Genomic DNA, 24,815 nt, shown 5'->3' on the forward strand with positions numbered 1-24,815 from the left:
ATGGTGACCCTACCCGATCGGGTAGGTTGGCCGTCCGTCAATCCAGCATTCCGGATTGCCGCGCAGCGCTGACGGCTGCGGTGCGGGTCGTCACGTTCAGCTTTGTGAACGTATTGCGCAGGTGGAACTTCACCGTGTTGTCGCTCAGGGACAGACGCCGGCCGATCTCCTTGTTGCCGAGCCCTTCGCTGACGAGCCGCATGACCGCCCGTTCGCGCTCCGTCAGCGTGTTGAGAGGTGCGGCAGGGGCGGGGACGTCTTCGTCCGTGCCTGCGTCTGCGGCAAGGACGGTTTCGAGGCGCCGGCGGATCAGTTCCGGCAAACGCGCTTCCTGTGTCAGCGCAGTCAGTGCCTTGCAGAACTGGTTGCCTTCCAACAGGAGCAGCAGGCGGTAGTCGGCCAGCGGCTGGGTCAGCAGGAGGTCGGACAGGCTCTCTGCCGCCGCCGCGTTGCGTTGCTCTGCAAGCGAGAGACGGATGTCGATGAGCGCGAGCTCGATGGCGCGCACCACATGCGGTTTTTGCTTCTGCTGCATGAGCAGCCGCGAGAGCAGCGTCCGCGCCTGCGGCAGATCGCCGGTCTGCAAGTGAATGCGTGTCCAGAAAAGCGCCGGGACACCACCGCGCAGACGGACCGACAAGTCGTTGGCCGGGCCATCTCCCGCAAGTCTTTCGCCAAGACCATTGGTTTCGGCGAAGCGAATTGCCTCGTCTATGTCGCCTGTCCCGAGAAGCAGGCCGGCGCGCTCGGAGTCGATGAGCCGGGTCAGACGGTCGAAGCCGCGGCGGCGCGCCACGGCGCGTGCGCGGTCCATGGCGCCATGTGCCGCGATGATGTCGCCCTTCAGCCGCAGGATACGCTGCTGTGCGGTAAAGCCCGCCGCCAGAAGATCATGCCAGGCGTCGTGCCGCTCCACATGCGGCAAAGCCCAGGCGATTCGCTCTTCGGCGGCCCCGATGTCTCCCCGCGCCGTCAGCACTTCGGCTTTCAGCACATTGCCCATCGCATCCAGATCGCTGCCGCGCCCCATGAGACGCACGGCCTCGACGGTCAGGTTGTCGTAGCACTCCTCTGCTGTCGCGACATCGCCATCGAAATAGGCGGCCTGACCGGTATGCAGATACAGGTGGATTGCTCCGAACTCAGCGCCCCCATCCCGGAATGTCTGCATGGCCAGCCGACCATAATGCTGGGCACGCTCAAGGTCGGAGCGGATCAGGAAATTATAGGAGAGCATGTTGAGCGAGAGGCCGCGATGCACGAGCGTCAGCCCACCCTCGCGCATCAGATCGGCCTCCAGTGCGGCGAGTTCGGCAGCGCTGACCCAGCGATCCGTATAGAGGGCAAGAAGAGCGCCGATAACGCGCAGCGCCTGTGCGACGCCTTCCTTGCCGACCGCCTGCGTCTTGCGGGCCAGCGTCATGTAGTGGTCTGCGGCATCGAGCTGGCCGGTCTTGGCGCTGACGACGGCAAGACCGAGCGTCGTCAGGGGATAGCTGGGAAGATCGACCTCGTCGGCCATGTCCGTCAGCCGGCGAAACAGGCCGGGGCCGCCGCGCTTGGTCATGTAGACGCGCTGCCAGCCACCGCCCGCCTCGATGATTTCAGCCGCCAGCGATGCGGAGCCCGACAGAAAGGCATGATCGACGGCGGAAAGAAGATCGCCTTCCTTTTCGAACCAGCGTGCCGCCTTCACGAGGCGGTCGCGCGCGGGGCTTCCTGTTTCGTCGGCCGCCTCGCGCAGGTAGGCATTGAAGACCGGATGGCAGCGCATCCAGCGGCCATCGCGGTCAAGGACGGCGAAGGGCAGCGCGTAGTCGCGCAACATCCCGAAGGCCGCGGTCGTATCCCAATCGCAAACGGCGGCAACGAGTTCGCGGCTGATGGCGGGCAGGCAGGCCGTCTCCATCAGAAGCCGGCGCAAGGCTTCCGGCAAGCCGGAGAAGGCCTGCTCGGCGAGATAGCGGCCCATATCTTCGTTGTGGCCATTGAAGGCCTCCAGAATGGTCCGGCTGTCGGCGGCATCATCGTCAACCAGCAGCCTGACCATCTGCAGCGCCACTGCCCAGCCCTCGGCCCGGCGGTTGAGCTCGATCAGTTCGTCGGCATTCAGCCGCGTCTCGCTGCCTGCAAAGAGCGCCTGCGCTTCGGCATCGGAAAAGGCGAGGTCGGCGACGCCGATCTGCCGGAACTCGTCGGCAAGCCGCAGTGCGGAACGCGGAATGTGGGGCGCGCTGCGCGAGACGATGACAAATTTGACATGCGCAAGCTCCGGACGGGCCAGAAGCCGCGCCACGGCGCTCTCGTTCGCATCGGTCTGCGCGAGATGATAATCATCGATGAACAAGGCGACCGGGCCCGGAAGACGTTCGAGCCGGGTCACCAAGACGGCAAACATCGTGGCGGGCGACAGAGATCCGCGATCGGAGTCCGTCGCTGCGTCTGTTGCCACCGTGTCCAGCATTTCGATCAGTGCCAGGAGAAAGCCGGTCTGGTCATTGTCATCGGGGTCGAGTGATACCCACAGCACGGTGACGCCGGTCCGGGCCAGGTGCGCGTGCCACTGTGCCGCAAGCGACGTCTTACCATAGCCTGCCGGCGCGACGATCAGGTTCAGTCGGCGCAACCGCGTTTGCGACAGGCTTTCCAGCAGGGCACGCCGCGCGATCTTTCCTTCGTCGAGCGGCGGCCTGAACCGGATTTGCCTACGGTGCGAATTGTGCATGCGGTTGTCTTAAAGCATTTGCACGGATGGTCCAGAGGATGCGGCAATGGCGGATCGGCGCGATTGAGACGCCGGCGCGGTGCGGAAATCGTTTCGCCTCCCTGCCATTGCAGTCCCCTATTCAAGACCTGCGAAGGGTGCCTCACTCTTCGATGAAGGTGCTGAAGAGATCCTGCGAGACGGACATTTTGTCGATATGCGCCTTGGCGCGATTGCCGAGGGCGGCGATGACATCCTGCAGGAGGATGTTCAGGCCGAAGTTGATGCCCACGGGCAGGCCGAGGAAATAATAGGACTCGCTTGGAAAGACGAGGACCTTGTCGGTGATGTCGTTCGCCCACTCGCAGAACTCGTCACAGAAGACGATGACCTCCGCCCCGCGGTCGCGCGCCGCTTTTGCCAGGCGCGGCCCGTTGGCGCCGTAGCGGAAGGTGTCGATGATGATCAGCGTCTTTGTCGCGGCGTCGCTGGAAAAGAACTCGCCGTAGACGCCATCCGATCCATCGAGCGCGACCACATTGGTGCGAACGTAGCGCAGCCTGAGGCTCAGCCCCACTGCCAGGTAATGCATGGTCTGGAAGCCGACCGCGAAGACGCCGTCGGCTTCCGCCACGGCCCGCACCACCTCTTTCCAGCGCGCCGTCTCGCGGTGCTTGAGCGCATGGGTGATGCCTGCCATGGCGACCTGATGGTCGCTGGAAAAATTCCGGGTATGGCGTGTGGTGGTGAAGTCATCGAAGCGATGCCCGATGCGGCTGGCGCTCGGCCCGTACAGTTCGACCTTGATCTGTGACCGGGCGTCCGACGAGCTTTCATAGCCAAGCTTCTTGAAGAAGCGGCTGACGGTCATCGGACTGACATCCAGCTTCTTGGCGATTTCCGCGCTCGATTCGATCGCGACGGCTTCGGGTCGCGTCAGGATGTAGCTGGCAATGCGCTGCTCGAGCTTGGTGAGGGACTTTTCAGCGGATGCGATGGCCTGGGCGAGTTCTGTCACTGCTGTCGCATCCTTCAAAAGCGCGCCTGTCCTGTGACACTATCAATGTTATGTTGCGGGTATCAATGGCAATCCTGTTTGGCGCGTAACATTTTGGTCATCGGAAAATACCATGGAAAACAATTTTCTGGATGATTTCCCACATTTCGGGCCCGGATGTCGGCGGATAAATATGGTACAAAGCAATCTAATTTTGTTGACTGATATGTTGGTATCATATTAGGTGGGTGTTGCAAAGCGATCCCGAGGTCGCGCCAACAGCCGAAAAGGCAGGGGAACAGACATGAAGACTTTTCACATGACACGCCGTGCCATGCTCTTGAGCGCGGGCGCTTTTCTTTTCGCGGCCCAGACCTTCGGCGTGGCGCCGGCCCGTGCGGACCAGACCTTCGTCATCGCCAAGGCTGCCGATCCGCAGACGCTCGATCCGGCCCAGACCATCGACAACAATGACTGGACGATCACCTATCCGATCTATCAGCGCCTGATGAAGTACGAGGTCTCGGCAGACGGCAAGGGCCTGACGAGCGTGACGGGCGATCTCGCCAAGAGCTGGAAGGCGTCTGCCGATGGCCTGACCTGGGTCTTCGATCTCGCCGAGGGCAATGCTTTCAGCGATGGCGCGCCGGTCGATGCCAAGGCGGTCGAATATTCCTTCCGGCGGCTGTTTGCCATGGGGCAGGGCCCGTCGGAGGCGTTCCCGAAGGGCATCACGGTGGAGGCGACCGGCCCCCTGCAGGTCACCTTCAAGCTGCCGGAACCCTTTGCCCCGTTCCTCTACACCCTTGCCAACAATGGCGCGAGCATCGTTTCGCCGGCCGTTGAAACCAAGGGCGGCCCGCAGGGTAACACCTGGCTTTCGGGTCACTCCGACGGTTCCGGTCCGTTCATGCTGGAAAGCTGGGAAAAGGGGCAGTCGCTTGTCCTGAAGCCCAATCCGCATTACGGCGGCAAGGCGCCTTCGCTTTCGAGCGTGCGTGTCGATATCATTCCCGAGGCCTCGGCGCGGCGCCTGAAGCTTGAGGCCGGCGACGTGCAGATCGCCGAAGGGCTGCCCAACGACCAGCTCGATGCGCTGGCCCAGTCCCCGACCGTTGCCGTCAAGGATTTCCCGAGCCTGCTCGTTACCTACCTCTACCTCAACAATCAGAAGGCGCCGCTCAACGATGTAGCGGTGCGCCAGGCGCTCTCCTATTCCATCGACTACGGTGCGATCATCGAGGGTGTCGTCGGCGGCAATGCCAAGCAGATGCGCGGCCCGATCCCCGATGGCATGTGGGGTGCAAAGCCGGATGTGCTCCAGTACAGCATGGATCTCGACAAGGCGAAGTCGCTGCTGGCCTCGGCGCCCGCCATCTCGCAGCCGCTGACCCTGCTTTATTCGGACCGCGATCCGAACTGGGAGCCGATCGCTATCGCGACGCAGGCCTTCCTCGGTCAGGCCGGCATCAACGTGACGCTCGAAAAGCTTGCCAATGCCACGATGCGCGAGCGCATCGACAAGGGTGATTTCGATATTGCGATCGGCAACTGGAGCCCGGATTTCGCCGATCCCTACATGTTCACCAACTACTGGTTCGACAGCAGCCGGAAGGGGCTTGCGGGCAATCGCAGCTTCTACAGCAATCCGAAGGTCGATGACCTCCTGAACAAGGCCGCGCGCAGCACCGACCAGGCCGAGCGTACCGCGCTTTACGGCGAGGTGCAGGACATCGTGACGAACGAGGCGGCCTATGCCTACCTGTTCCAGAAGGATTACCGGATCGCCATGTCCAAGGCGGTGACGGGCTTTGTCTTCAACCCGATGCTGCAGGACATCTACAACATCGGCGACATCACGCTGACGGCCCAGTAAGGGCGGGACGCCCCGCTGCGGGACGCCTTTGCGTGTCCCGCACGCCTTCTGCCTCCGCCGCTGCCTGCTTTGGCATGCGGCGGGCGCGGCGCCGTCACGTCTCAAGCTCAAAGGGCGGACCGATGTCTTTCCTGAATGTCATTCGCAAACGCCTGCTCTTCATGGTGTTTGTCGTCATCGGCGTATCGATCGTCACCTTCGTCATTTCCAATCTCATCCCGGGTGATCCGGCCCGCGCCATTGCGGGCGATCGCGCCACGCCGGAGATCATCGCCGGTATCCGGGAAAAGCTCGGTCTGGACCTGCCGCTCTACCAGCAGTACCTCATCTACCTGAAGGGCGTGCTGCACGGGGATCTCGGAACCTCCATCCGCACGAGCCGGCCGGTTCTCGACGATCTCAAGACCTTCTTCCCGGCAACGCTGGAACTTGCGCTTGCCGCCCTCTTCGTCGCAACGGCGCTCGGCATCCCGCTCGGCGTTGCCTCTGCCGTCTGGAAGAACAAGCCGGTCGATCATCTCGTCCGGGTCATCGCCGTCACCGGCATTTCCACGCCGGCCTTCTGGCTCGGCCTGCTCGTCATCCTGCTCTTCTACGGCAAGGCCGGCTGGCTGCCGGGCAGCGGGCGCATCTCGCCCGACATCGCACTGCCGCCTTCGGTCACGGGCTTTCTCCTCATCGACAGCCTGATTGCCGGCGACATGACGGCCTTCGGCAGCGCCATCCGGCACCTGATCCTGCCGGCCTTCACGCTCGGCTTCGTCCATCTCGGCGTGGTGGCGCGGCAGGTCCGCTCGGCCATGCTGGAGGAACTGACCCAGGACTATATCCGCACCGCCACCGCAAACGGGCTGGGGCGCTGGCGCGTGGTGTTTTCCGAGGCGCTGCCCAACGCGCTCATTCCCTCCATCACTGTTCTCGGCCTGGCGCTCGGCGACCTGCTCTATGGTGCCGTCTTGACCGAGACCGTCTTCGCATGGCCCGGCATGGGGGCCTATGTCGTCAACTCGATCCAGGCGCTGGATTTTCCGGCCGTGATGGGCTTCACGCTCGTCGTGTCGCTTGCCTATGTCGTCGTCAACCTCCTGGTCGATCTCATCTACATGTTTGTCGATCCGCGCATCCGGGAGCTTTCGTGATGAGCACCACGCCCCACACATCCGCTGGCGCGACGGCGCCCCGGCCGGCACGCGATCCCTCGCGTCTCGACGTCATGGTCTCGCAGATCCTGCGCAGCCCCCTGACGCTCGCCGGTCTCGTCATCGTGGCGATCATTCTCGTTCTCGTCATCCTCGCCCCTGTCTTCGCGACGCACAATCCGGATGCGATCGACCTGCGCGCCCGCCTTGCGGCCCCATCCCTCACGCATTTCTTCGGCACGGACGAAGTGGGCCGCGACCTTTACTCGCGTGTCATCTATGGCGGCCGGCAGTCGATTGCGGTCGGCTTCTTCGTCGTCTTCGTCGCGGGCTCCATCGGCGCGCTGCTCGGGGCCTTTTCAGGCCTGGCGGGGGGCAAGGTGGATACGGTCATCATGCGGTTCATGGATGTGATCCTGTCCATTCCCTCGCTCGTGCTCATCATGGCGCTGGCTGCGGCGCTGGGGCCGAGCCTCGTCAATGCGGCGCTCGCCATCGCGCTGGTGCGCATCCCCTCCTATGTGCGCCTGGCACGGGGGCAGACCCTGCTGGTGCGCGAAATGCCCTATCTCATGGCGGCGCGCATCTATCGCGCCTCGACCTGGCATCAGCTGCGCTGGCACGTGCTGCCCAATATCATGTCGCCGATCACCGTGCAGCTGACGCTCGATCTCGGCAACACCATCCTGCTTGCGTCCGCACTGTCCTTCATCGGGCTCGGCGCGCAGCAGCCCACCGCCGAATGGGGCGCGATGGTGGCCACGGGGCGCAACTACATTCTCGATCAATGGTGGTACTCGGCCTTTCCGGGCCTTGCCATCCTCGTGACGGCGACCGCCTTCAATCTCGTCGGCGACGGCCTTCGCGATTTCCTCGATCCCAAGCAGAAGGCGCGCTGACCATGGGCGAAACCGTTCTGGACATCGAAAACCTGCATGTCGAATTTCCGGTGTTCTCCGGAAGCATCCATGCCGTCAACGGCGTGTCCCTGCGCATCGCAAAGGGCGAGATCGTCGGCATTGTCGGCGAGAGCGGCTCGGCCAAGTCCGTCACGGCCATGACGGCGCTCAGACTTTTGCCGAAGGGCGCCTACCGGATGCCGCAGGGCTCGATCAGGCTTCTCGGCCATGACGTGGCCGCGCTCGGCGACCGGGAGCTTGACCGGCTGCGCGGCCGCGATGTGGCGATGATCTTTCAGGAGCCGCAGACCGCGCTCAACCCGACCAAGAAGATCGGCGCCCAGATGACGGCGCTCCTGCGGTTGCACACCGATCTTTCCGGGCGGCAGATCCGGGAGCGGGCGCTTTCGCTGCTCAGGGACATGCGCATCAACGACGCCGAAGCGATTCTCGAGCGCTACCCGTTCGAGCTGTCGGGCGGCATGCGCCAGCGCATTCTGATCGCCATGGCCTTTGCCTGTTCGCCGAAGCTTCTGATCGCCGACGAGCCGACGACGGCGCTCGATGTCACCGTGCAGCGCCAGGTGCTGCAGCTCATGCAGGCCAAGGCGCGCGACACGGGGGCCGCGGTTCTCTTCATCTCCCATGACCTTGCCGTCGTCAGCCAGTTCTGCGACCGGATCTATGTCATGTATGCCGGGCATCTGGTCGAAACCGGCCCGACCAAGGAGGTGTTGCGCGCGCCGGCCCATCCCTACACGCAGGCGCTGATCCGGGCGCTGCCGGAATCCGTTGCGGTCGGCGAGACGCTGGCCTCGATCCCCGGCACCGTGCCAAGCCTGATCAACCCCATCGCGGGCTGCTGTTTCAAGGACCGTTGCGAGAAGCGTTTCGGGGCCTGCGAACAGAAACCTGCCTTGCGTCCAACCGATGATCCCGGCCGCAGCGTTGCCTGCTGGCTGACCGAGGAGGCTCGCCCATGACCCCGTCTCTTTCCGGCGAGCCGGTGCTGGCGCTCAGCGATGTCCACCTGCACTTTCCCTATGGCGCGGACTGGCGCGGCCGGCCGAAGGGTGTCGTGCATGCCCTCAACGGCATCAGCCTCTCCATCCGTCGCGGCGAGACGCTGGGCATCGTCGGGGAATCCGGCTGCGGCAAGAGCAGCCTCGCACAGATCCTGCTCGGCATTCGCCGCCCCACCACGGGCTCGCTCGACCTGCGCGGTCTCGGGGAGGGCGGTCTGCAGATCGTGTTTCAGGATCCGCAGTCGTCGCTCAACCCGCGTATGCGGGTCTGGGAACTGATCGTTGAGCCCGTTTTCGCCCGCAAGCGGTTGGCGAAGGCCGCGCTGAGGCAGCTGGCGCAGGCGCTTGCGGAGAAGGTGGGCCTGCGGCCCGAAACGCTGAACCGCTATCCGCACGAGTTTTCCGGCGGCCAGCGCCAGCGCATCGCCATCGCCCGGGCCCTGTCATCGGACCCGGACCTGATCGTGCTCGACGAGCCGACATCGGCCCTTGATATCTCCGTGCAGGCGCAGATCATCAATCTTCTGAAGGATCTTCAGGCGGAGCGTGGCCTGTCCTACGTGTTCATCTCCCATGACATGTCTGTCATCCGGCACATGTGCGACCGGATCGCCGTCATGTATCTCGGACAGGTGGTCGAGATCGGCGCGACGGCCGAGGTTCTGGCGCGGCCGTCGCATCCCTACACCCGGCTTCTCATGGAAAGCGTTCCGAGCATGTTTTCGGACGACGGGCTTGGCGCGCCGCTGACGGAAACCGAGCTTCCCTCCAATCGCAGGCTGCCGTCCGGCTGCTTCTTCCGCAACCGCTGCGCGGCGGCACGCGAAGGCTGCGACCTGCCGCAGGCGCTGGCGCCAATGGCCGGCGACGCAGAGCATGCGATCCGCTGCCATGTGTTTCGATGATGCCGATGACCGGATGTGATGTGAAGACCATGCCCCAGCAGACGATGACCGAGACCAGGGACGTTCTGGTCGAGATCGCCCATGCCAATATCGATGTCGATCTCCTCTATGCGACGGAGGCGAACTTTACCGGGCGGGTGCTTTATCCCGACAGCCGGGTCTGGCTGCACAGGGATGCCGCGCGTGCCCTCTACAGGGTCGCCGAGCATGCGGCGGCGGCCTGCCTCAGGCTGCGGCTGCTCGATGCCTTCCGGCCGGCGGCCGTGCAGCGCATGCTCTGGGCCATCCGGCCCGATCCGGAATTCGTCGCCGATCCCGAGATTGGCTCCGACCATACGCGCGGCATCGCCGTCGATCTGACGTTGACGGATCGGGACGGCCGGTTGCTGGACATGGGCACCGAATTCGATGCCGCCCTGACCGAGTCCCATCACGGCCCGGTCTGCATTTCCGAGGAAGCGCACCGCAACCGTCTGCTTCTGGCAGGGCTGATGAGTGTTGGCGGTTTTGCCATCAATCCCTTCGAATGGTGGCATTATGCGCTTCCGAATGCCGGTGGTTACGCGCTGCTGGATTGACTGCCGCTGATTTTCCGGGTGCATCTGGCGGGGCCCATGTGTTCGCGATGCGCCTGTTCCTGCAAGAGGGGATGACAAGATGAAAGTGATCGTTCTCGGCGCCGGCATCGTCGGCGTCACATCGGCCTACGAGCTGGCAAAGGCCGGCCATGACGTCACCGTGGTCGATCGGCAGCCGGGCCCGGCGCTGGAGACCAGCTTCGCCAATGCCGGCGAGGTGTCCTTCGGTTATTGCTCGCCCTGGGCGGCGCCCGGCATTCCCATGAAGGCGATGAAGTGGCTGTTCATGCAGCATGCCCCGCTGATCCTGCGCCCGAAGGTGGATGCGGCCATGATCGGCTGGATGATCCGGATGCTCTCCAACTGCACGTCCGGGCGCTATGCGATCAACAAGAGCCGCATGCTGCGGCTGGCGGATTACAGCCGCATCTCGCTCGCCGCGTTGCGGGCCGAGACGGGCATTTCCTACGACGAGCGGATGCAGGGCACGTTGCAGCTCTTCAGAACGCACAAGCAGCTCGATGCGTCCGCCAAGGACGTGCAGGCGCTTGCCGCCGACGGCATTCCCTACGAAGTCCTGGACCCGGAAGGCTGTGTGCGGGCGGAGCCGGCGCTCAGGCACGTGCGCGAAAAGATCGTCGGCGGCCTGCTGACGCCGAAGGACGAGACGGGCGATTGCTTCAAGTTCGCCAATGCGCTTGCCGCAAAGGCCATCGAGAAGGGCGTCGTCTTCCGCTATGGCAGCATCGTGCGCAGCATCGATGTGGAGGGCGGCCGGGTGCGCGGGGTGGTCACGGCCCATGGCCGGATCGACGCGGATGCGGTCGTCGTCGCGCTCGGCAGCTTCTCGCCGCTTCTGGTGCGCCCCCACGGCATTCGCCTGCCGGTCTATCCGGTCAAGGGCTATTCCCTGACGATCCCGATCGTCGATGCCGCGCGCGCACCGGAATCGACCGTGATGGACGAGACCTACAAGATCGCCATCACCCGGCTCGGCGATCGCATCCGCGTCGGCGGCATGGCGGAGATCTCCGGCTATACGAACGATCTGGGCGAGCCCCGCCGGCTGACGCTCGAACATTCCGTCACTGATCTCTTCCCCGGTGGCGATATCACCCGGGCGGCCTTCTGGTCAGGCCTGCGTCCGATGACGCCGGATGGCACGCCCGTCATCGGCCCGACGAAGGTGTCCGGCCTCTTCCTGAACACCGGTCACGGCACGCTGGGCTGGACGATGAGCTCCGGCTCCGCCCGCGTCATTGCCGACCTCGTTTCCGGCCGCGCGCCGGAGATCGATGCGCGGGATCTCGCGGTCGCACGCTACGCCTGAACTGTCCGAGTAAGGCGACCTTCGGCCGGTGCCGGATGGTCGGGCGTGCGCGATCGTCGCCCGTATTCCGGCCCTGATGGTCACTCTGGACATGATGAGTGGCGAAAGGCGCCACGGTCGCGGGCAATCGCGATCTTGCTCTACGCTCTTGCTTCAAAAGAGAGGCCGGGAAGCATCCGCATCCGCCGGTGTTTCATACAGCCGCCAGTCTGCCTCGGAGTCGATCTCTCCCCACGTGCCTTCGTAGGGCAGGGCGCGGACCGGCAGCCGGCCTCTGGCGATGATCTTCCGGAGCAGGCCCGTACAATGAAGGCGGTCGCGCGGCTCCTGATCGAGACCGGCCCTGACATCTTCCGCCTCTGCCCAGGATCCGGGCGTGAACCGCAGCAGACCCATGTATTGACCCTCTATCTCGGATAGGTGGCCGGGTTTGCCGCCGATATCCGCCAGATATCCCTCAGGGTCCAGCCGGAACGTTTCGGCATCGTCGAGCGGATCTGCAAAACGCTGTCGCCACAGGCGCTCCCAATGGGGATCGTAGGTGATTGCGAGATCGCCCGTACAGGCCGAAAGCAAACGGATAGCCGAAGCTTCATAGAAGATATCGGAATAGCTGACGATCACGGGGCCGGTGGCAAGCCACTCGGTGGCACAGGCAAGCGAGGTGACCATGTTCGTCTCTGCCCATCGCGGATTGTGAAATTCCATCAGGCCATAGGGCGAGAGCATATCGCGCCTGTAGCCCGTGACGATGGCGATATCCGCGATGCCGGCCTCGCGGAGGGCGCCGATCTGCCATTCCAGCAGCGGACGACCTTTCAAGGCCACGAGGCACTTCGGCATCTCGCTGGTCATGGATTTCATGCGGCTGCCGCGTCCGGCTGCGAGGATGATGGCTTTCAAAATGCAGGTCTCCAGACGGTGACGGTGATGCTCCGGGATCGGATCTGACGGTTCACGCGGAGGCGCGCCTGGACCGGGACGTGCCTTGCACCGTATGGAGCAACGTGCGTGCGCGCTCAAGGTCCTGCGCATTGAACGTCGGTTCGCGCTCCGGATGCCACATCCAGCCTTCGATCGGCAGGTCGTGATGCCGGATGGCCTCGATATGGCCATCGTCGGCGCGAGCCAGGGCGCGGTAGGCGGCGGGAACGCCAGACAGGGCAAAGGCGTGAAAACTGTTGACCTCCCGTGCGATCTCCCCACGCAGCGCATGGCGGGTCCGCACATGCCCTTCCACCCCTACGAGCTGCGCATCCGCCTGCAGACCTAGAAACTGCATGCCGCGGCACAGGCCGAGAACAGGGCGCCGTCCTTCGATCGCCCATGCGAGCGCGGCCTTCTCGCTGTCGTCCCGGTCGCTCTGCGAGCCGATATCATTGCCACCCGACAGAACGAGGCCGTCGGGGCGAAGGTCATCCAGCCAGGCGCGCAGCGTTCCACAGGCGTGCAGCCCGTTCGGCATGGGCAGCGGCAGCACATCAATACGCGCCAGGAAGGCGACGAGTTGCTGGTCCAGGCCGTCGCGTCGCTCGTCCCTGCCGGCGATATCATCGACGCGCTGGCTGACGGCGATCCGGATCACGCCAGCACCTCAACGCGGCGACCGGCACAGTCGAGATGGAGCCGCCCGGCCTGCGACCAGCGCCGATAAAGGACTTCGCCAGCACCGATCACGGCGGGCAGCCCCAGCTCGCCGGCCCGGATCGCCATGTGGGAGTTCGCTCCGCCCCAGGCGGTCATCAGCCCCGCGATCGGATAGGAAAACAGCCAGTCGAAGCCAGGATCGGCGTTGGGAATGGTCACGATCGCGCCTGCAAGGGCGTCACGTTGCGTGCAATCCACGACGGAGGCGGTCACCTGCTTCTGCGTGATATAGTTTGGTTGGGCCTCCGGCCATTCGAAGGCCCAGACATCATCGGGCGAGGCGATCAGGGGCGGAAGGGAAAGGCGCTCGGTATCGCGGTGTCGCTTCTTGCCCTGCGCAACGGCGACCGCCAGCAGGTCTTCGACATCCACCGCCGCAACATGCATCTCCCGGAAGATCGAGATGTCACAATAGGCGAGATCGTCGGGCGAGACGCCATATCTTGCGCCGACCTCGGCGATGAGGGCCATCGCATCGGAGAGATTACGGGTGAAGTGGAACTTCGCCAGTTCGCGCAGCTCGATGCCCGACTGCATGAAATCCATCAGGCCGACGACATCGGGCTCCAGTCCATGCTCGGACAGGAGGGATGCGATCTGGCGCATCTGCGGCAGCGTGCAGGAAAAGGGTTGGCTGTCATGGGTCATCTGCGGGCGCTTCGACCAGTCGAAATAGAGGTCAGGCGTCTCATCGTAGCGCGGCGAGAGGATATCATAGGTGCCGGGTCTCAGATGGCCGTAGCGGGCGAGGAAGGTTGTCTTGTCGAGCGTTGCCCGGTCGCGCGCCAACTGGCCGCTGACTGTCGATACCGAGCCGATGAAGGCATGATAGTCCGCCTCGCTGAAGACGCCCGTCGTCACCAGCGAGCGCAGCATCTGGATCGCCACGAAGCCGGCACGCGCGAGGCCGGCGAAGGGCAGCGTGCCGTAACGCTTGCCATCTTCCAGCAGCCAGTAAATCCGCTCGAGCGGATCGTTTGCCGATGTCAGCAGCTGTTCGCGACGCGTCTGCAGCGTATCGAGTTTTGCCTTGTCGCTGCGCCAGAGCCCGGAACGGCTGTCGATGATGCGGTTGGTCAGCGTGCGCAGGCTGTCTGCGATACGGGTGCGTTCATCGGGGCTGAAGCCGGCGGTCGAAAGGCGCTCCAGCCGTTGCGGCAGATCGAGCGTGTAGCAGGAGAAGACGATTTCGAATTCGACCTTGTCGTGCAGCGTCGGCTCGGCGAGGAGGCGATCGATGTAATAGTCGGCGAGGCGCCCGGCCAGCCCGTCATCAAGATCCGCCGGGATGAAGGAGTTGAAGGACAGCCGGACATCCACATAGGGCAGGCCGAAGAAGTGCGGCATCAACGGGAAGCTTCGCAGGTTGCGATAGCCGTAGTTGTGTCTCTGGTAGGCCCAGATGGAATCCGTCACGAGCTCCCGGTAGAGCGACAGGGCGAGCGGCTTTGGTCGCACGCCGATGATTTCGGCCGGGTTCCAATCGGGCATGACGCCATAGGCCGTACGCTTGCCGCCGACAAAGGGATGGGGCTGCATTCCACGACGGACCTTGGCTGCGATCTGGCGCAGCCGTCCGGTCTGGTCGGCGCCCGACTGCACCGGATGGCGAAGGACGAGCGGGCGCACTTGCAACAGCCAGAGCTGTTCGATGCCGCCTGGCATCCGGGTGACAGCGAATTCGCAGTCGATCGGACGATCCCCGAAACGCGCCTGCAGTTCCTCGATCAGGGCGATGACCGGAGCGATGGCCGGTGGCGCTGGCACCGGCGACTGGGCTGCACTCTGGTAGGTGCGGCCGCCAAGACCTGCCGTGACGGCTGCTGTATCGTCGCCCTCCGTCCAGTTGATGACCCGGTACGGGGCTGCCGTATTGGGATCGTGGGAGAAAGCCACGCCCGCGCGCACGACGTCTCGCAGCATGGGTTGTATCAGCACCTCATCGGCGGGCTCAGCCTTACCGTAGGATGCCATCACCTGATCGACGGCGGCAGCCAGATCCGCGGGAAGGACATTCGGGACAGACAGGAAGGCGCCGGCGTTCGACTGGTCGAGCCGGTCCTCGCGGGCGCAGCTCGACCGGACGATGAAGGGATGAGAACCGAGCTCCTGGACCGTGCGCAACTGGCAAAGCGCGCGATTGTCCTGCCAGTCCCGGAAGGTGAAGTGAACCAGTGGCAGGATCCGCGCCGACGTCAGGCTGTCGCCGAGCGCCTCGAGAGAACGAGCTTTCGTCGAAAAGGCAACGGTCATAGAACCTCTCAATCGCGGCGTTGTGCGATCCAGATCTGGGTGGTGTAGGGGATTTCGATCGTCGGTTTGCCAAGCGCGAGGAGATAGGCTTCGATGTCGCTGACAATCGCGCCGAAGGCCGGTCCAGCCTGCCGTTCGAGCGTGGCGTGCGAGCGCCAGGCCTCAACGCAATCCTCGACGGATTGCTGGTGAATGACGCGAGAATCGAGATGAACGACCGGACCGAAGAGCCCGCTCGCATCGATGATGTCCGTCTGGTCCTCCCGGCGTGCACCGTAGCTGTAGCCGTCAATGTGGCTGCGGATGATCGCCTCGATGCGCGACTGGATCGGATCCTGCAGGAAGCGATGGTTCCACATGCAGGCAAACCAGCCGCGTGATTTCAGGATGCGGGCCGTTTCCTTGAGGGCTGCAGGCCGGTCGCAGACATTGAACGAACTGCCAAAGGTCACCAGAGAGAAGGCGTGATCCGGCTGGCCGGTGTTCTCGCCCGTGCCCTCGAACCAGCGGACCTGCGGCAGCGAGGCCGTGCGCTTGATGCCATTGGCGCGCATGGCGTCGTTCGGCTCAACGGCCGTCACGTCAAGGCCGCGCGCAGCCAGCATCAGCGTGAGATGCGCGACGCCGGCCCCCACATCGCAGGCTGCCTGGCCAGGTGCGATCTGCGCCACCTTCAGCAGTGCATCGATCGCCGCATCGGCATAGTCTGGCCGCTGGAGATAGGCGTCGGCCAGCGATGTGTAGTCCCATTCCGTCTTCATGTTCTGATCATCTCGCGCTGCAGGTGGTGAAGGATGTCGGCCGCGATGGTCTCGGCGGTGCTTCCGGGAACCCAGTCGAAGACGAGGTCCGCCGCATCGGGCTCATCAATGGAAAAATCGAGGCCGGCCACATTTCGGGTGTCTCCGGCGAGGTGTCGCCGGTAGAGACCCTTGGGATCGCGGCGACGCAACTCCTCGACGGGCACCTTGAGATAGACCTCGACATAACCCGGCAGATTGTTCCGATTCCATTCATGGACTTCCCGGAAGAGCGAGATGGTCGCGATCACGACCGTGAAATTTTGCAGTGCCAGAAGACGGCACAGGCGTGCATAGCGTTGTGCGAGTTCCAGCCTCTGTGCCCGTCCATGGTCTGCCCCGTCCACGGAGGCTGCCGCCATCACCGCCCTCAGGTCGTCTCCGTCCAGGAAGATCGTCTTAGGGTCTGCCCTGAGAAGGTGCGGGCGAAGATGGGCGGAGACCGTGGATTTTCCTGCGCCCGACAGGCCGGTAATCCAGACGACGCGGCCGCTCATTCTGCCGCCTCGGCCGCCTCGCGCCAGATCTGACCGTCGGCGTCAACCACGATGGCATCCGGCGCTGTGACGCGCAGGTCGAGAATATCGCGAAAGTAGCCTTGCTGGGTCTGCTGGCGAAACAGCTCTTCATCGCAATAGGTCTGGTAGAATCTGAAAAGCTCCTCCCTGCCGGCCCGCGTCAGATAGCGAATCTTTGCCTCAATAGCCGCCAGGCTGTGGCACATCAGGACGTGCTTCTCGATGCTCGTCACGAAACTGCGCGTGACGGCGCCGGAAAGCGCGTCCTGTGGCACGAAATAGATTGGTGGCACTGTTTTGCGCAGCATGTGCGACACGCCGGCCGTCGATCCGTCCGTGATGATCACGTCGCTCATGTCATAGAAGGCGGCCGAGTTCAGATCGGGCGCTGCAACGCGAACGCGCGGAACGGTTTTCAGCGTCTCGCACAGCTGTGCAATCTGGGGGCGGAACAGGTCGCCGGGGTAAGGCTTGAAAAGGATGGAGCACTGGGGAAAGCGCTCCAGGATCATTTTCAGGATCGGGATGATGCTGTTGTACAGGCTGATATTCGCCGGTATTGCCTCGATATAGGTCGGCAAAATGCCAACGGTAAATCCTTTGGACGGGATGGCCGACTGCGATGCGGAATGGACCTTGTCATTCTTCATCGGGAGGCTTGGCATGCAAAGGGTCCGGCGCATATCTGTGCGCACAGCCGTTGCGTGTGCCGGTCGAGCGCCCTGTCTGCGCCCTGCTCGATAGTCGGACATTCCCTGTGCCGTCAACGCCTGCAAGGAGCGGGAGGAAAGCGCAACCACATCGTAGCTCGCCATCAACTCCGCCATGAAGAACGGCGACAAGGTTGGCATTGGTACGGATCCGTGCGTCACGCAGACGGCCGTGATCGTCTCTTGGATCTGACTCCCAAAGGTGCCGTCGGTGCAGATAATCGCCTGAAAATCCTCATCATTCCAGTCGTGCACATCGCCATATCCGATATCATGCACCCGCATTTCCAGAATTGCTGCGACATCCTCAGCTTTCATGCCGGTCACTTCTGGCACGTTGAACGCGGTGACTTCGATGCCCTCGGCCAGTGCGGCTTTGCTCTGCTTGAGATACTCGACGTAGACAGGTCCGCCATTTTGCAGCCCATGCAACAGAGCAACGCTCCTCGTTCTCGTCATCTGGCTGCCTTTCGAAACATCGCTGCAAATCGCCTGCGTCATCCCCCGTGGCAATGGCCGGCTTTCGTACAACTATGATGATCGAGGCTGGAACGAACCTGACGTGTTGCAGACTTATGGTTGATTTCTACTTACTAATATCCCTTAATGGTAATTATTATCTTACATATCCTAATACTCTAATGTATCTGACGAGATGAACGACGTCCTGCCTTTCCCTCTTTTTCGCGACGAAGCGGAAAGGTCGGGTCTGGGTTTGCGTGTCTGTCGTTCCCGTCCGGTCGGCGACGTCTTTGCTTGCCTCGGGGTCCGGCCAAGGGGCGGTCGTCGTTCAGACGATCAGGCCCTTCAGTTCTGCCTGGGCATTCAGCAGCGCTGGGAGGTAGCGGGCGACGAGATCTTCCATCGTGCCGCTGGAGGCCGCGACGCCGACATTGAGGGCTGCGACCGTTCGACCGCGGACGGTTTTGAGCGGCACGGCCAGCGATCTGAGCCCGATCTCCACTTCCTGGTCGATCATGGCGTAGCCCCGCGCTGACGTGGCGTCGATCTCCGCCATCAGCGCATCGATGTCCGTCACGGTCATCGGCGTGCGCGCGGTGATGCCGGAGCGCTCCAGAAGCGCGCGGCGTTCCTCGACGGGAAGTGCGGCAAGCAGCACGCGGCCCATGGAGGTGCAGTAGGCGGGCAGGCGGGAGCCCGGCATCAGCGCGATCGACATGACGCGGCGCTGGGCGGCGCGGGCGACATAGACGATTTCGGTGTCGTCAAGGATCGATGCGGAGGTGCTCTGGCCGATCTCTTCCGACAGGGTGTCGAGGAAGGGCTGGACGATGCGCGGCAGCGGCATCGTGGCAAGGCAGCCGGTGCCCAGCCGCAGCACCTTCGGGGTGACGGTGAAGAACTTGCCGTCATAGGCGGCGTAGCCGAGTTCGGCGAGCGTCAGCAGGCAGCGCCGCGTGGTTGCCCGGTCGAGACCGGCGATGTCGGCCGCTTCGGAGATCGACAGCCTGGGGCGCTCTGCGCTGAAGGCCTCGATGACGGCCAGCCCCTTGGCGAGACCGCCCATCATGTCGCGTTCCTTGACCACCATTCCCGTCACCCGTGCTGTCGTTTTGTGCGATAATCGAACAAAGATTTTATATCGCACAAATTGCTTGATGTCGAGGCGGCCTTGGATTTACCTGCCTCCCAGAAGACGAGGCTGCGCGGCCATCCGCTTTTCCGGCGGGCGCGCTCCAGAGGAGGACCGAATGGACAAAAGGATCGACAGTCTGGCCGACGCCGTGGCCGGCATCGAGGATGGCGCCACCGTAATGATCGGCGGCTTTGGCGGCTCGGGCGCGCCGATCGAGCTCATTCACGCGCTGATCGACCGCTTCAAGGCCACCGGCAGCCCGGCGAACCTCACCGTCATCAACAACAATGCCGGCAATGGCCGCATCGGTATCGCCGCGATGATCGATGCGGGCATGGTCAAGAAGATGATCTGCTCCTTCCCGCGCTCCTCCGATCCGCGCGCCTTCAGCGACCGCTATCTGGCGGGTGAGATCGAGCTGGAGCTGGTGCCGCAGGGCACGCTCGCCGAGCGCATCCGTGCCGGCGGCGCCGGTATTCCGGCCTTCTACACCCCGACGGGCTTCGGCACGGAACTGGCCAACGGCAAGGTGATCGCCGAGTTCGATGGCCGCTCCTACGTTCAGGAGCGCTGGCTGAAGGCGGATGTCGCCATCGTCAAGGGCCACATCGGCGACACCATGGGCAACCTGACCTTCCGGCTGGCCGGCCGCAACTTCAATCCGCTGATGTGCATGGCCGCCGCCGTGACGATCGCGCAGGTGTCGAAGATCGTCGCTCCCGGCGAGATCGATCCCGAGCAGGTGATCACCCCCGGCATTTTCGTCAACGGCGTCGTCGAAGTCGCCGATCCCAAGCAGGAAGAAGAGCTCATCCGAGCCGGAGTGGCCTACGCATGACCGACGCAGCGACCATCAACACCCGCGAGGACATCAAGCTCACCAACGCCCAGATCGCCTGGCGTGCCGCGCAGGACATTGCCGACGGCGCCTATGTGAACCTCGGCATCGGCTTTCCGGAAATGGTGGCGAAATTCCAGCCGCCCGGCCGCGAGGCGATCTTCCACACCGAAAACGGCGTGCTGAACTTCGGGGAAGCCCCTGCCGCCGGCGAGGAGGACTGGGATCTCATCAATGCCGGCAAGAAGGCGATCACGCTGAAGAAGGGGGCCTCCTTCTTCCACCACGCCGACAGCTTCGCCATGGTGCGCGGCGGCCATCTCGACGTCGCGATCCTCGGTGCCTATCAGGTTGCCGAAAACGGCGACCTCGCCAACTGGCGCGTCGGCTCCAAGGGCGTTCCGGCCGTTGGCGGCGCCATGGACCTGGTGCACGGCGCCAAGCAGGTTGTCGTCATTACCGAGCATGTGACCAAGGACGGCAAGCCGAAGCTGGTCGAGCGCTGCACCTTCCCGCTGACCGGCGTCGGCTGCATCACCCGCGTCTATACGAGCCATGCCGTGATCGACATTGTCGCGGGCAAGTTCGTGGTGCGCGAAAAGCTCGCCGCCATGACCATGGACGAGCTGCAGGCCATGACGGGCGCGACGCTGCACACGGACGGCCCTGTCGCCGACCTCGTCGTGCCGACACTCTAAGGACAAGCATGATGACCGAAGCCTTTATCTGTGCCTATATCCGCACGCCCATCGGCCGTTTCGGCGGGGCTCTTTCTTCCGTGCGCGCCGACGATCTCGGTGCCGTTCCGCTGAAGGCCCTGCTGGCCGCGTATCCGACCGTCGATTTCGAGGCGGTGGACGATGTCATCTACGGCTGCGCCAACCAGGCGGGCGAAGACAACCGCAACGTCGCGCGCATGTCGCTGCTGCTCGCCGGCCTGCCGGTCTCGGTGACGGGCACGACCATCAACCGCCTGTGCGGCTCGGGCATGGATGCCGTCATCACGGCGGCCCGCGCCGTGAAGTCGGGCGAAGCCGAGCTGGTCATTGCCGGCGGCGTGGAATCGATGAGCCGCGCGCCCTTCGTCATGCCGAAGGCCGAGACGGCGTTTTCCCGGCATGCCGAGATCCACGACACCACCATCGGCTGGCGCTTCGTCAACCCGTTGATGAAGAAGCAGTATGGCGTCGATTCCATGCCGGAAACCGGCGATAACGTCGCCATCGACTTCAAGATCTCCCGCGAGGACCAGGACGCCTTTGCCGTGCGCAGCCAGGCCAAGGCAGCCGAAGCGCAGGCCAATGGCCGTCTGGCGAAGGAAATCACGCCGGTCAGCGTTGCCCAGAAGAAGGGTGATCCCCTGCTCGTGGATCGCGACGAGCACCCGCGCGCGACCTCGATCGAGGCGCTGGCCAAGCTGAAGCCGGTCAACAAGATCGAGGGCGGCACGGTCACGGCCGGCAACGCCTCCGGTGTCAACGACGGCGCGGCGGCCCTCATCATCGCGTCCGAAGCCGCGGCAAGGAAGCACGGTCTGACGCCGATTGCCCGCGTCATCGGCGGTGCCACGGCCGGTGTTGCCCCGCGCATCATGGGCTTCGGCCCCGCACCCGCGTCGAAGAAGCTTTTGGCGCGTCTCGGGCTGACGCAGGACCAACTCGACGTCATCGAACTCAACGAAGCCTTCGCCTCCCAAGGCCTGGCGACGCTGCGGGATCTCGGCATTGCCGACGATGACCCGCGCGTCAACATCAACGGTGGCGCCATCGCGCTCGGCCACCCGCTCGGCATGTCCGGCGCGCGCATCACCGGCACGGCAGCGCTGCAGCTTGCGCTGTCGGGCGGCCGCTACTCGCTGTCCACCATGTGCATTGGCGTCGGCCAGGGCATCGCGGTCGCGCTCGAACGGGTCTGATCCGGGCGCGTCTGAGCCGGGCGGCTCAACCGCTTCCGTCCCATCGCCTCGTGTGATGGCGGCACCGGCGACGTGAACGGCACGCCTGTCAGAGACTGTCGCGTTTCCAGACAGGCTCTCAGGCCGCCGTTCCGTGGCGGGCCGCCTCGCGGATGGCGTCGATCATCATCGCGAGCGAGGCCGGAACCAGAGTGTCGGTCCGCATGGTCAGGCCCACGGGACCGCGGGTGTCCGCGGTGTCGAAGGGCAGGACGGAGAGCGTCCCTGTCACGACATCGCCCGCGACCACGCCTTCTGAAATGATCCACACCGCATCGCTCATGCGCACATAGGCGCGGCCGAAGGCATCCGAGACCGTCTCGATCTGGGTGGGCGGCATGGCGATGCCCTGCGCGATGAGAAACTGCTCGACGATCGGCCGGATGACCGAATTGCGGGTCGGGACCAGCATCGGGTAGGCCGAAAGCTCCGCGAAGGCGTCGGCCGCCGGCGAGAGCAGCGCATGGCCCGGCCGGACGACGAACACCACCCGCTCGGAATAGAGATGTTCGAAGGTGAGGCCGGTCATCTTTTCCGGTGCCGCCAGACGCCCGACGACCAGATCGAGATCGCCCTGGCGCAACTGTTCCAGCAGGATGGCATTTTCCCCGGTGACGATCTTCACCGGCGCACCGGCCGCGTCGATGAGAAATCGTGTCATCGCATGCGGCATGATGCGTGCCGATACCGTCGGCAGGGCACCGATGCGGACCGGCGGGCCGGACTGCGCGGCCTCCCGCGAGACGGCGTCGATCGCCTGGCGCAGCGTGGCCATCGTCGCGCCCGCATGGCGCAGGAAAATCTCGCCCAGCCGTGTCGGGCGGATGCCGCGCCCCTCGCGCTCGAAGAGATCGACGCCGAGCACCTCTTCCAGCTCCCTTATGGTCTTTGTCACCGCCGGCTGACTGACATGCAATACCTCGGCCGCGCGGATCACGCTCTTCAGTCGCGCGACCTCGACGAAGGCTTGCAGATGCCGGAGCTTGATGCGGGGGTCGATCAGGAAAGCCATAACCGCCAAGTTATAGAAGAGGAGGAAAATCTCATTTTACTTAACCGGAATGATCTTGCAATGTCCGGACAAGAGGAGTGAGCCATGAACTTTCTGCAAATCGACGATACGGCCATCCACTACCGGGCCGTCGGGCTTGCACCGGGCAAGCCGGTCATTGCCTTCGTCAATTCGCTCGGCACGGATTTTCGCATCTGGGACGCCGTCATGGACGAAATTGGCGATGCCTATGCCTATGTGCTTCATGACAAGCGCGGCCATGGCCTGTCCGGCACGGGCACGCCTCCCTATACGATCGAGACCCACGCGGACGATCTCGTCGCCCTTCTCGACCACCTGAAGATCGGCAAGGTGATTGTCTGGGGCCTGTCGGTCGGCGGCCTCATTGCGCAGGCCATCGCCGTCGCGCATCCCGAGCGCGTCGCGGCCCTGGTTCTTTCGAACACCGCCGACAGGATCGGCACGGCCGAGATGTGGAACGCCCGCATCGACGCCATCGGCGCGCAGGGTCTTGCGAGCCTGGTCGATCCCGTCATGGAGCGCTGGTTCACGCCCGCCTTCCGCCGCGACGACAATGCGCTCTATGCCGGGGCCCGCGCCATGCTGGTCCGCCAGCCGGCGGACGGCTATTGCGGCACCTGCGCGGCGATCCGCGATGCCGACTATACCGAGGCCGTGACCCGTATTGCCGTGCCGACGCTTTGCGTGGCCGGCGATCAGGACGGATCGACGCCCTCTGATCTGGTGAAGGCCCTGTCCAGGCGCATTGCCGGCAGCCGTTTTGCAGAGATTGCCGGGTGCGGCCACATTCCCTGCCTTGAACAGCCGGCGGCCTACGCCGCCGTGGTTGCAGATTTCCTGAAGAGCGTTCTCGTAGCAGGGTCTGCAACGGCGCCCGTGGATCGTTACGGCCAGGGTATGGTGACGCGCCGCGCGGTGCTTGGCGATGCGCATGTGGACCGCGCCAGCGCGCAGGCCACGGTCTTCGACCAGCCGTTCCAGACATTGATCACCGAAGCCGCCTGGGGCACCGTCTGGTCCGGCGACCGCTGGACGAAGCGCGAGCGCTCGAACGTGACCATAGCGCTTCTCGCCGCCCTTGGCCATTACGACGAGGTGGCCATGCATGTCAGGGCGACGGCGAACACGGGCGCGACCGAAGAGGATATCCGCGAGGCCTTGATGCATGTGGCGATCTATGCCGGCGTACCGGCGGCGAACCACGCCTTCAAGATTGCCAAGCAGGCGCTGGCAGACCGGACCGCATCCTCCCAGCAGAAGGAGCAGACGACGTGAGCAATCGACCCCCTGAAACCGGCCCGTTCTTCGCACGCGACCGCGACCTGCAGCCGCCGGCCTATGCGCCCTGGTACAAGACCACTATCCTCAGGTCCCCCCAGCGTGCGCTGATTTCGCTGGAAGGCACCAAAAGCGAAATCACCGGACCGGTTTTCGGCCATTCGCTCCTGAACCCGCTCGATAACGATCTGATCCTCAACTATGCCCGGCCCGGCGAAATGCCGATCGGACCGCGCATCCTCGTGCATGGCCGTGTGCTCGACCAGCGCGGCGTCGGTGTGGCCGGAGCGCTTCTCGAATTCTGGCAGGCCAATGCCGGCGGCCGCTACCGCCACAAGAAGGAAAGCTATCTCGCGGCCGTCGATCCGAATTTCGGCGGTGTCGGCCGCACCATTACCGACGAGAATGGCGCCTACTGGTTCAAGACCATTCTGCCCGGCCCCTATCCCTGGCCGAACGGCGTGAACGACTGGCGCCCGGCTCATATCCACTTCTCGGTCTTCGGCCATGGCTTTCAGCAGCGGCTGATCACGCAGATGTATTTCGAAGGCGATCCGCTCATCTGGCGGTGCCCGATCGTCAAGACCATTCCGGACGAGGATGCCATTCGCCGTCTGATCGCACCGCTGGACATGAATGCCGCGATCCCGATGGACATGCGGGCCTACAAGTTCGACATCGTGCTGCGCGGGCGCCGCTCAACCTTCTTCGAGAACCGCCCGGAGGGCAACTGA

General features: G+C 64.0%; 22 protein-coding genes and 1 pseudogene. 13 read left to right on the forward strand and 10 right to left on the reverse strand.

What is annotated here, in order from left to right; translation table 11 throughout:
* Positions 1 to 37: 37 nt before the first annotated feature.
* Positions 38 to 2,725: a LuxR C-terminal-related transcriptional regulator gene (locus tag ACED18_RS15065; RefSeq protein WP_377293649.1), complete on the reverse strand. Its 2,688-nt coding sequence runs from the start codon at positions 2,723 to 2,725 to the stop codon at positions 38 to 40.
* A 142-nt stretch (positions 2,726 to 2,867) separates the two neighbouring features.
* A complete protein-coding gene (locus tag ACED18_RS15070) occupies positions 2,868 to 3,722 on the reverse strand; it encodes a MurR/RpiR family transcriptional regulator (RefSeq protein ID WP_377293651.1) in 855 nt (284 codons plus the stop codon).
* 283 nt (positions 3,723 to 4,005) lie between these two features.
* Here ACED18_RS15070 and ACED18_RS15075 point away from each other — a divergent pair, with 283 nt between their 5' ends.
* The 7 genes from ACED18_RS15075 to ACED18_RS15105 all read left to right on the forward strand — a co-directional run bounded on the left by ACED18_RS15075 (position 4,006) and on the right by ACED18_RS15105 (position 11,453).
* A complete protein-coding gene (locus ACED18_RS15075; RefSeq protein ID WP_377293653.1) occupies positions 4,006 to 5,577 on the forward strand; it encodes an ABC transporter substrate-binding protein in 1,572 nt (523 codons plus the stop codon).
* Between the two features lie 122 nt (positions 5,578 to 5,699).
* Positions 5,700 to 6,716, forward strand: a complete 1,017-nt coding sequence (locus tag ACED18_RS15080) for an ABC transporter permease (protein WP_377293655.1) — start codon at positions 5,700 to 5,702, stop codon at positions 6,714 to 6,716.
* On the forward strand, positions 6,716 to 7,615 hold the full coding sequence (gene ddpC / locus ACED18_RS15085; protein WP_377293657.1) for a D,D-dipeptide ABC transporter permease: 900 nt from the start codon (positions 6,716 to 6,718) through the stop codon (positions 7,613 to 7,615). Before ACED18_RS15080 ends, ddpC begins: the two co-directional genes overlap by 1 nt.
* A 2-nt stretch (positions 7,616 to 7,617) precedes the next feature.
* On the forward strand, positions 7,618 to 8,598 hold the full coding sequence (locus ACED18_RS15090; protein ID WP_377293659.1) for an ABC transporter ATP-binding protein: 981 nt from the start codon (positions 7,618 to 7,620) through the stop codon (positions 8,596 to 8,598).
* Positions 8,595 to 9,545: an oligopeptide/dipeptide ABC transporter ATP-binding protein gene (locus ACED18_RS15095; protein ID WP_377293661.1), complete on the forward strand. Its 951-nt coding sequence runs from the start codon at positions 8,595 to 8,597 to the stop codon at positions 9,543 to 9,545. The genes ACED18_RS15090 and ACED18_RS15095 overlap by 4 nt, the downstream gene beginning before the upstream one ends.
* Before the next feature lie 29 nt (positions 9,546 to 9,574).
* Complete coding sequence (gene ddpX, locus ACED18_RS15100; RefSeq protein WP_377293846.1) at positions 9,575 to 10,123, forward strand: D-alanyl-D-alanine dipeptidase; 549 nt, start codon at positions 9,575 to 9,577, stop codon at positions 10,121 to 10,123.
* A gap of 79 nt (positions 10,124 to 10,202) precedes the next feature.
* Positions 10,203 to 11,453 carry a D-amino acid dehydrogenase gene (locus tag ACED18_RS15105; RefSeq protein ID WP_377293663.1) on the forward strand — a complete coding sequence of 417 codons (1,251 nt, stop codon included), beginning with the start codon at positions 10,203 to 10,205 and terminating at the stop codon, positions 11,451 to 11,453.
* Between the two features lie 153 nt (positions 11,454 to 11,606).
* Here ACED18_RS15105 and ACED18_RS15110 read toward each other — a convergent pair whose 3' ends face one another.
* The 7 genes from ACED18_RS15110 to ACED18_RS15140 form a co-directional block, all read right to left on the reverse strand.
* Positions 11,607 to 12,488 (reverse strand): phosphocholine cytidylyltransferase family protein, encoded by an 882-nt coding sequence (locus ACED18_RS15110; protein WP_377293665.1) that lies wholly within the window; start codon positions 12,486 to 12,488, stop codon positions 11,607 to 11,609.
* Positions 12,409 to 13,038 carry a gamma-glutamyl-gamma-aminobutyrate hydrolase family protein gene (locus ACED18_RS15115; protein WP_377293667.1) on the reverse strand — a complete coding sequence of 210 codons (630 nt, stop codon included), beginning with the start codon at positions 13,036 to 13,038 and terminating at the stop codon, positions 12,409 to 12,411. The genes ACED18_RS15110 and ACED18_RS15115 overlap by 80 nt, the downstream gene beginning before the upstream one ends.
* A complete protein-coding gene (locus ACED18_RS15120; RefSeq protein WP_377293669.1) occupies positions 13,035 to 15,353 on the reverse strand; it encodes a PEP-utilizing enzyme in 2,319 nt (772 codons plus the stop codon). Before ACED18_RS15120 ends, ACED18_RS15115 begins: the two co-directional genes overlap by 4 nt.
* An 8-nt stretch (positions 15,354 to 15,361) precedes the next feature.
* Positions 15,362 to 16,114 carry a class I SAM-dependent methyltransferase gene (locus ACED18_RS15125; RefSeq protein WP_377293671.1) on the reverse strand — a complete coding sequence of 251 codons (753 nt, stop codon included), beginning with the start codon at positions 16,112 to 16,114 and terminating at the stop codon, positions 15,362 to 15,364.
* Positions 16,111 to 16,650: an adenylyl-sulfate kinase gene (locus tag ACED18_RS15130; protein ID WP_377293673.1), complete on the reverse strand. Its 540-nt coding sequence runs from the start codon at positions 16,648 to 16,650 to the stop codon at positions 16,111 to 16,113. Before ACED18_RS15130 ends, ACED18_RS15125 begins: the two co-directional genes overlap by 4 nt.
* Complete coding sequence (locus ACED18_RS15135; protein ID WP_377293675.1) at positions 16,647 to 17,882, reverse strand: hypothetical protein; 1,236 nt, start codon at positions 17,880 to 17,882, stop codon at positions 16,647 to 16,649. Before ACED18_RS15135 ends, ACED18_RS15130 begins: the two co-directional genes overlap by 4 nt.
* Positions 17,883 to 18,171: 289 nt before the next feature.
* A complete protein-coding gene (locus ACED18_RS15140) occupies positions 18,172 to 18,933 on the reverse strand; it encodes an IclR family transcriptional regulator (protein ID WP_377293677.1) in 762 nt (253 codons plus the stop codon).
* A gap of 160 nt (positions 18,934 to 19,093) precedes the next feature.
* On the opposite strand from ACED18_RS15140, the gene ACED18_RS15145 reads away from it, so the two are divergent.
* The 3 genes from ACED18_RS15145 to pcaF are packed head-to-tail and all read left to right on the forward strand — an operon-like array spanning position 19,094 to position 21,731.
* Positions 19,094 to 19,816: a 3-oxoacid CoA-transferase subunit A gene (locus ACED18_RS15145; RefSeq protein WP_377293679.1), complete on the forward strand. Its 723-nt coding sequence runs from the start codon at positions 19,094 to 19,096 to the stop codon at positions 19,814 to 19,816.
* Positions 19,813 to 20,514, forward strand: coding sequence for a 3-oxoacid CoA-transferase subunit B (locus ACED18_RS15150; protein WP_377293681.1), 702 nt, complete (start codon positions 19,813 to 19,815; stop codon positions 20,512 to 20,514). Before ACED18_RS15145 ends, ACED18_RS15150 begins: the two co-directional genes overlap by 4 nt.
* An 11-nt stretch (positions 20,515 to 20,525) precedes the next feature.
* Positions 20,526 to 21,731, forward strand: coding sequence for a 3-oxoadipyl-CoA thiolase (gene pcaF, locus ACED18_RS15155; protein WP_377293683.1), 1,206 nt, complete (start codon positions 20,526 to 20,528; stop codon positions 21,729 to 21,731).
* A 118-nt stretch (positions 21,732 to 21,849) separates the two neighbouring features.
* On the opposite strand, the gene pcaQ is transcribed toward pcaF, so the two are convergent.
* A complete protein-coding gene (gene pcaQ / locus ACED18_RS15160) occupies positions 21,850 to 22,773 on the reverse strand; it encodes a pca operon transcription factor PcaQ (RefSeq protein ID WP_377293848.1) in 924 nt (307 codons plus the stop codon).
* Between the two features lie 93 nt (positions 22,774 to 22,866).
* Here pcaQ and pcaD point away from each other — a divergent pair.
* The 3 genes and pseudogenes from pcaD to pcaH all read left to right on the forward strand — a co-directional run.
* A pseudogene (gene pcaD, locus ACED18_RS15165) lies at positions 22,867 to 23,652 on the forward strand (3-oxoadipate enol-lactonase); the annotation flags it as partial.
* 27 nt (positions 23,653 to 23,679) lie between these two features.
* The gene (pcaC, locus tag ACED18_RS15170) at positions 23,680 to 24,078 is read left to right on the forward strand and encodes a 4-carboxymuconolactone decarboxylase (protein ID WP_377293850.1); all 399 of its coding nucleotides are present in this window, start codon (positions 23,680 to 23,682) and stop codon (positions 24,076 to 24,078) included.
* Positions 24,075 to 24,815 carry a protocatechuate 3,4-dioxygenase subunit beta gene (gene pcaH / locus ACED18_RS15175; protein ID WP_377293685.1) on the forward strand — a complete coding sequence of 247 codons (741 nt, stop codon included), beginning with the start codon at positions 24,075 to 24,077 and terminating at the stop codon, positions 24,813 to 24,815. Before pcaC ends, pcaH begins: the two co-directional genes overlap by 4 nt.

The organism is Rhizobium sp. SG2393, assembly GCF_042610495.1.
In the GTDB taxonomy this organism is placed as follows: Bacteria; Pseudomonadota; Alphaproteobacteria; order Rhizobiales; family Rhizobiaceae; genus RU20A.

Bases quoted from the DNA above. Each gene is read 5' to 3' on its own strand.
- ACED18_RS15065 (WP_377293649.1), bottom strand. From the start codon at position 2,725: ATGCACAATTCGCACCGTAGGCAAATCCGGTTCAGGCCGCCGCTCGAC.
- ACED18_RS15075 (WP_377293653.1), top strand. From the start codon at position 4,006: ATGAAGACTTTTCACATGACACGCCGTGCCATGCTCTTGAGCGCGGGC.
- ACED18_RS15080 (WP_377293655.1), top strand. From the start codon at position 5,700: ATGTCTTTCCTGAATGTCATTCGCAAACGCCTGCTCTTCATGGTGTTT.
- ddpC (WP_377293657.1), top strand. From the start codon at position 6,716: ATGAGCACCACGCCCCACACATCCGCTGGCGCGACGGCGCCCCGGCCG.
- ACED18_RS15090 (WP_377293659.1), top strand. From the start codon at position 7,618: ATGGGCGAAACCGTTCTGGACATCGAAAACCTGCATGTCGAATTTCCG.
- ACED18_RS15095 (WP_377293661.1), top strand. From the start codon at position 8,595: ATGACCCCGTCTCTTTCCGGCGAGCCGGTGCTGGCGCTCAGCGATGTC.
- ddpX (WP_377293846.1), top strand. From the start codon at position 9,575: ATGCCCCAGCAGACGATGACCGAGACCAGGGACGTTCTGGTCGAGATC.
- ACED18_RS15105 (WP_377293663.1), top strand. From the start codon at position 10,203: ATGAAAGTGATCGTTCTCGGCGCCGGCATCGTCGGCGTCACATCGGCC.
- ACED18_RS15110 (WP_377293665.1), bottom strand. From the start codon at position 12,488: ATGCGCAGGACCTTGAGCGCGCACGCACGTTGCTCCATACGGTGCAAG.
- ACED18_RS15120 (WP_377293669.1), bottom strand. From the start codon at position 15,353: ATGACCGTTGCCTTTTCGACGAAAGCTCGTTCTCTCGAGGCGCTCGGC.
- ACED18_RS15125 (WP_377293671.1), bottom strand. From the start codon at position 16,114: ATGAAGACGGAATGGGACTACACATCGCTGGCCGACGCCTATCTCCAG.
- ACED18_RS15130 (WP_377293673.1), bottom strand. From the start codon at position 16,650: ATGAGCGGCCGCGTCGTCTGGATTACCGGCCTGTCGGGCGCAGGAAAA.
- ACED18_RS15135 (WP_377293675.1), bottom strand. From the start codon at position 17,882: ATGACGCAGGCGATTTGCAGCGATGTTTCGAAAGGCAGCCAGATGACG.
- ACED18_RS15140 (WP_377293677.1), bottom strand. From the start codon at position 18,933: ATGGTGGTCAAGGAACGCGACATGATGGGCGGTCTCGCCAAGGGGCTG.
- ACED18_RS15145 (WP_377293679.1), top strand. From the start codon at position 19,094: ATGGACAAAAGGATCGACAGTCTGGCCGACGCCGTGGCCGGCATCGAG.
- ACED18_RS15150 (WP_377293681.1), top strand. From the start codon at position 19,813: ATGACCGACGCAGCGACCATCAACACCCGCGAGGACATCAAGCTCACC.
- pcaF (WP_377293683.1), top strand. From the start codon at position 20,526: ATGACCGAAGCCTTTATCTGTGCCTATATCCGCACGCCCATCGGCCGT.